The organism is Enterococcus sp. RTP21361st1_A6_RTP21361_211029, from assembly GCF_040910045.1.
Lineage (GTDB): Bacteria > Bacillota > Bacilli > Lactobacillales > Enterococcaceae > Enterococcus_D > Enterococcus_D gallinarum.
On the sequence record NZ_JBDGBK010000135.1, the window covers coordinates 1 to 5,983 of the forward strand.

Genomic DNA, 5,983 nt, shown 5'->3' on the forward strand with positions numbered 1-5,983 from the left:
GTATAGCGCAAAGCAAGTCGAATCTGTCTTCAAAGGAGTTCCTGGCGAGATCGAAGTCCAAGTTGGCTCTCTAGGGAAACAGCAAGCTTTTATTGCCCGTAAAGATGGGGCAGAAAAAATCGAGACCTACATTTTCAATTAAGTATGATAATTTTCAAAATGTATTTCATGATTTGCTGGAAAAGTGATACAATACATTGGAAAAACGTAAACGTATTTTTATGGATGCGAGAAAGAGGAGGATTTTATGGCGATAAGCGAAGAACAAGTCAAACACGTTGCCAAGCTAGCAAAATTATCATTCTCAGATGATGAATTACATGAGTTTACCTCTCAGCTAGGAAAAATTATTGATATGGTAGAAACCTTAGAGGAAGTAGACACAGAAGGTGTGCCATTTACATCAAACGTTGCTGAAACAATCAATGTGATGCGTGAAGATATCGCAGCAGAAGGCTGGAACCGACAAGAATTGATGCGTAATGTGCCGGAATCAGAAGATGGTTTCATTAAAGTACCAGCAATTATTGATAATGGGGAGGCCGGTGCGTAATGACAGAATTAGTAAGTAAAAGTTTGGAAGAGCTCCATGGCATGCTTGTTTCCAAAGAAATTTCAGCTGTCGATTTGACAGCAGAGACATTCGAGCAAATCAAAGCGACTGAACCAAAAGTGGATTCTTTTATTACATTGAACGAGTCAAACGCGATGGCATTAGCCAAAGCAATTGATGAGAAGGGTATTTCTGAAAGCAATGTTTTGGCAGGGATTCCGATTGGGATCAAAGACAATATCGTGACCAAAGACCTACTGACTACAGCTGCATCTAAGATCTTGGCTAACTTTGAACCAATATATGATGCAACTGTGATGGAAAAAGTCTACCAAGCAGACATGATACCAGTCGGTAAATTGAACATGGATGAATTTGCCATGGGAGCAAGTACGGAAACTTCCTACTTCAAAAAAACAAAGAATGCGTGGGATCATACCAAAGTTCCTGGCGGTTCTTCTGGTGGTTCTGCAGCTGCAGTAGCTGCTGGGCAAGTACCAGTCTCATTAGGGAGTGACACAGGTGGTTCGATCCGGCAGCCTGCTTCTTTCAATGGAATCGTAGGAATGAAACCAACATATGGTCGTGTTTCACGTTTTGGTCTGATTGCGTTTGCTTCTTCATTGGATCAAATCGGACCAATGACTCGTTCAGTAAAAGATAATGCACTGGCATTGTCTGCCATTAGTGGATTTGACGCCAAAGACAGCACTTCTGCTGGAGTAGCAGTACCAGATTTTGCTGCAGGGTTAACTGGCGATATCAAAGGTATGAAAGTTGCGCTGCCAAAAGAATATATGGGTGAGGGGATTCAACCTGGTGTCCGTGAAGCTGTGTTGAAAGCGGCAGAAACATTCCGAGCATTAGGAGCAACAGTCGAAGAAGTCAGCTTGCCTCATTCTAAATATGGCGTTTCCGTTTATTATATTATTGCCTCTTCTGAAGCAAGCTCTAACTTGCAACGTTTTGACGGAATCCGTTATGGCTACCGTTCAGAAAACGTAAAAAATCTAGACGATGTGTATGTCAATTCTCGTAGTGAAGGATTCGGAGAAGAAGTAAAACGCCGGATCATGTTAGGGACATTCTCATTAAGTGCTGGATATTATGATGCTTACTTCAAAAAGGCTGGACAAGTCCGTACATTGATCAAACAAGATTTTGACAAAGTATTTGCTGATTACGATTTGATTATTGGTCCTGCATCTCCAACCGTTGCTTTTGGTCTAGGTGAAAATATCAATGATCCAATCACAATGTACATGAATGATATCTTAACGATTCCAGTCAATTTGGCTGGATTGCCAGGTATGTCTGTACCAGCAGGATTTTCTGAAGGATTACCAGTCGGTTTGCAAATCATTGGTAAACATTTTGATGAAGCAACGATGTATCAAGCGGCTTATGCGTTTGAACAAGCAACTGATTTTCATACGAAAAAACCAGTGATTTTAGGAGGGAATAACGCATGAACTTCGAAACAGTCATTGGGCTTGAAGTCCACGTAGAATTAAAAACAAACTCAAAAATCTTTTCACCGGCGCCAGCACATTTTGGTGCCGAGCCAAATAGCAATACGAATGTGATTGACTGGGGTTATCCAGGGGTATTACCGGTGATGAATAAAGCCGCGTTAGAATTTGGGATGAAAGCAGCACTAGCGTTAAACTGTGAAATTTCCAAAGATACTCATTTCGACCGCAAAAACTATTTCTATCCGGATAATCCGAAAGCCTATCAAATTTCTCAATTTGACCAACCAATCGGTCATGATGGTTGGATCGAGATCGAAGTAGCAGGCAAAAAGAAAAAAATCCGTATTGAGCGGGTTCATCTTGAAGAAGATGCAGGGAAAAATATGCATGGCATCGGCGGCTATTCCTATGTGGATTTAAATCGTCAGGGCACGCCGTTGATCGAGATCGTTTCTGAAGCAGATATGCGCTCGCCAGAAGAAGCCTATGCTTATTTGGAAGCTTTGCGCTCTATCATCCAATTTACAGAAGTATCTGATGTGAAGATGGAAGAAGGATCCATGCGTTGTGATGCCAATATCTCTTTACGTCCTTATGGTCAAGAAGCTTTTGGTACCAAAACCGAATTGAAAAACCTAAACTCTATGTCCTTTGTCAAAAAAGGCTTGGCTTTCGAAGAAAAACGCCAAGCAAAAGTATTGCTTTCTGGCGGTGAGATCCAACAAGAAACACGTCGTTTTGATGAAACCACTAATAAGACAATCTTGATGCGGGTCAAAGAAGGATCATCTGATTACCGTTATTTCCCAGAACCAGATATTCCTAAATTTGTTATTGATGACGAATGGATCGAACGAGTACGGCAAACATTGCCAGAACTTCCACAAAAACGCCGCCAACGGTACATCAACGAACTTGGATTGCCAGAATACGACGCAATGGTCTTGACACTGACCAAAGAAATGTCCGACTTCTTTGAAGCAACCATCGATGCTGGGGCGGAACCAAAACAAGCATCAAACTGGTTGATGGGTGAAGTTTCGGCCTACTTGAACAGTGAAAAATTGGAATTAGAAGAAACCAAATTAACGCCGGATAATCTTGCAGGAATGATCCAACTGATTGCTGATGGAACGATCAGTTCTAAGATTGCGAAAAAAGTCTTTAAAGAATTGATCACCAATGGCGGCGATGCCAAAGAAGTTGTCAAGGCGAAAGGATTGATCCAACTATCCGATCCAGCACAACTTCTGCCAATGATCAATGAAGTCTTGGATAAGAATCAACAATCTGTTGATGACTTCAAGAACGGAAAAGACCGGGCAGTTGGGTTCTTAGTTGGTCAAATCATGAAAGCAACTAAAGGACAAGCGAACCCTGGCGTTGTGAACAAATTACTTCAAGAAGAATTAGCAAAACGATAAGAGGCGGAATATGAAAAGAGCCAGAGTCATTTATAATCCAACATCAGGAAAAGAACTGATTCGTAAACATCTTGCCGATATATTAGAAGTCTTAGAGAAAGCCGGTTATGAAGCCAGTGCTTTTGCGACGACTGCTCTCCCATTCTCTGCTCGCGATGAAGCGAGTAGGGCAGGGAGAGCCGGATTTGATCTGGTTGTTGCAGCCGGAGGCGACGGAACCATTAATGAGGTAGTTAATGGTATCGCTCCGCTAAAAAAGCGCCCCAAAATGGCGATCATCCCAGGCGGAACAACCAATGATTATGCTCGTGCATTGAAGATTCCTAGAAACGATGTGAAGGCTGCTGCAGAAGTCATTCTCAAGGAACAAACGATCAAAATGGATATTGGAAAAACTGATCGGGATTATTTTATCAATATCGCTGCAGGTGGACACCTGACTGAGTTGACCTATGATGTTCCTTCAGAGTTGAAGAGTGTGTTCGGTTATTTGGCATATCTTGCAAAAGGCGCAGAATTGTTGCCGCGAGTCAAACCAATCAAGATGCACTTTAAATATGACGATGGAGAATATATTGGCGGCGCTTCGATGTTCTTCCTAGGATTGACGAATTCAGTGGGAGGTTTTGAACAAATCGCCCCGGATGCGAAACTTGACGATGGGAAATTTTCGCTGATCATAGTGAAAACGGCAAATATTTTTGAGATCGTTCATCTGATTGCATTGATGATGAACGGTGGCAAACATATCAATGACCGACGCTTGATCTATACAAAAACGTCTCGTTTAGAAGTCGATGCGCCAGATGCAAAAGATTGTTTGATGATCAATTTAGATGGTGAATACGGCGGCGATGCCCCGATGATCTTTACCAACTTGCATAATCATATTGAATTTTTTGCTAACCTAGATCAAATTCCAGATGACGCAGTTGTTGGAGAATCTTACGAAGAACTTAGTCAGGGATTCATCAAAGAAGTCGAACGGTTATCAGATGAGGACATCAACGGTGATGGCTTTATCGGTGAAAAGCAGAAACAGTAGTAATCAAAAGAACATGAAGCGGTGCGCTTCCTGTTCTTTTTTTGAAAGGAAGAAAGAACATGTGGACAATTCCACTTCTTTTTTTTCAATAAAGGCTGCTGGATCAATCTTTTGTCTTTTTCCTTATTAAGTGAATCGCTTTGAATGTTTCACAATTGGTTCGTGTTTCACGATTTACAAAGCAAAGCGGAACCAATGAAACAGAAAAAAACGAATGAAAATACTTCTTTTTTTTATATCAGTCGATAATTCGCTTTTTTTGTTAGCAAAAAAAAATTTATGTTCGTTATTTACGGTTGAATTTATGGCATCCTACTGTGCCAAATCGGTATAGAATATGCTATAATAATGAAACTAAGAAATGGGGGGGGACCAGAATGGCGCAGATTGATTCAGAAATGGCATTGAATCTGCTTTTAGAGGATGCCGAACGAATCAAACGATTGATTCGCAATCAAGAAAATAGTTTGTGTATTGCTCAGTGTAAAGCATTCGAGGAAGTCGTTGACACACAAATGTATGGCTTATCACGACAAGTCGCTTTCGCAACACGCTTGGGTATTGTAGACAATGCTGCTGGCCAACAATTGATGGCAGATCTGGAAAAAGACCTAAATCAATTGTATAGCGAAGTATATGAAGAACAAAAATCTACTGAAATCGGCAAGGAGGCATAATCTTGCCAGAAAAAGTTAAAAAAAGACACCTTTTAGACTATAGCATTTTAATACCTTACCTTATTTTATGCGTAACTGGTTTGATGATGGTTTACAGTTCGACCTCATATGTCGCTATGACAGCAAAGCCACCGACTACTTCAGCAGCTTATGTGATCAATCAAGCCGTTTTTTGGGTGGTAAGTTTGATTATGATCACGATCATGTACAAGATGAAAACTGATGTCTTTCGCAATAAGAAGTTTGTCCAAATTGCCATGATCGTTATTTTCTTTCTTTTGATCGCCGCCTTTTTCTTCCAAAAAAGGAATGGTGCATGGGGCTGGCTCTCGATTGCAGGATTCTCTGTTCAGCCAGCGGAGTACTTAAAGTTTATTATCATTTGGTTCTTGTCGGTCACATTCTCTTATCGCCAAGAGGGCATCCAGCAAGACTTCTGGGGTTCTGTGAGAAGACCAATGGCGATCGTATTGGCTTATACGGTGATTTTGGCCTTCTATCCCGATTTCGGGAACGCTGTTATTATTTTCATGCTGGCTTTTGTGGTTTTGCTGGCTAGCGGATTAAACTATGTGTATACCCTGATATTAGGTGGGGCCACAGTTCTCTTTAGTTTTTTGGCGATTACTTTTGTCAATTTGACAGGTGGGAAATTTCTGCCTGAATATATCTACAATCGATTTGCCGCTTTCACCAATCCTTTTGCCGATGAATTTGATACAGGACATCAAATGGTCAATGGATATTATGCCATGTTCAATGGCGGATTATTTGGTCGCGGATTAGGAAATAGTATTCAAAAACGAGGC

General features: G+C 41.1%; 6 protein-coding genes. All 6 read left to right on the top strand.

Annotation, left to right across the window (positions count from 1 at the left end; genetic code table 11):
• The first annotated feature begins 247 nt into the window (after positions 1-247).
• Positions 248-553, top strand: coding sequence for an Asp-tRNA(Asn)/Glu-tRNA(Gln) amidotransferase subunit GatC (gene gatC, locus AB5Z52_RS15805; RefSeq protein ID WP_003126448.1), 306 nt, complete (start codon positions 248-250; stop codon positions 551-553).
• Positions 553-2,025, top strand: coding sequence for an Asp-tRNA(Asn)/Glu-tRNA(Gln) amidotransferase subunit GatA (gene gatA, locus AB5Z52_RS15810; RefSeq protein WP_003126450.1), 1,473 nt, complete (start codon positions 553-555; stop codon positions 2,023-2,025). The genes gatC and gatA overlap by 1 nt, the downstream gene beginning before the upstream one ends.
• Positions 2,022-3,452, top strand: a complete 1,431-nt coding sequence (gene gatB / locus AB5Z52_RS15815; protein ID WP_003126451.1) for an Asp-tRNA(Asn)/Glu-tRNA(Gln) amidotransferase subunit GatB — start codon at positions 2,022-2,024, stop codon at positions 3,450-3,452. The genes gatA and gatB overlap by 4 nt, the downstream gene beginning before the upstream one ends.
• 10 nt (positions 3,453-3,462) lie before the next feature.
• Positions 3,463-4,497: a diacylglycerol kinase gene (locus AB5Z52_RS15820; RefSeq protein ID WP_096711045.1), complete on the top strand. Its 1,035-nt coding sequence runs from the start codon at positions 3,463-3,465 to the stop codon at positions 4,495-4,497.
• Between the two features lie 377 nt (positions 4,498-4,874).
• Positions 4,875-5,174, top strand: coding sequence for a YlaN family protein (locus AB5Z52_RS15825; protein ID WP_003126453.1), 300 nt, complete (start codon positions 4,875-4,877; stop codon positions 5,172-5,174).
• A gap of 2 nt (positions 5,175-5,176) precedes the next feature.
• Positions 5,177-5,983, top strand: an 807-nt coding sequence (locus tag AB5Z52_RS15830) for an FtsW/RodA/SpoVE family cell cycle protein (RefSeq protein ID WP_368267003.1), incomplete at its 3' end; no start/stop codon positions are given.

What these genes read in the sequence shown, in the direction of transcription:
- gatA (WP_003126450.1), top strand. Translation starts at nt 553, where the DNA reads ATGACAGAATTAGTAAGTAAAAGTTTGGAAGAGCTCCATGGCATGCTT.
- gatB (WP_003126451.1), top strand. Translation starts at nt 2,022, where the DNA reads ATGAACTTCGAAACAGTCATTGGGCTTGAAGTCCACGTAGAATTAAAA.
- AB5Z52_RS15820 (WP_096711045.1), top strand. Translation starts at nt 3,463, where the DNA reads ATGAAAAGAGCCAGAGTCATTTATAATCCAACATCAGGAAAAGAACTG.
- gatC (WP_003126448.1), top strand. Translation starts at nt 248, where the DNA reads ATGGCGATAAGCGAAGAACAAGTCAAACACGTTGCCAAGCTAGCAAAA.
- AB5Z52_RS15825 (WP_003126453.1), top strand. Translation starts at nt 4,875, where the DNA reads ATGGCGCAGATTGATTCAGAAATGGCATTGAATCTGCTTTTAGAGGAT.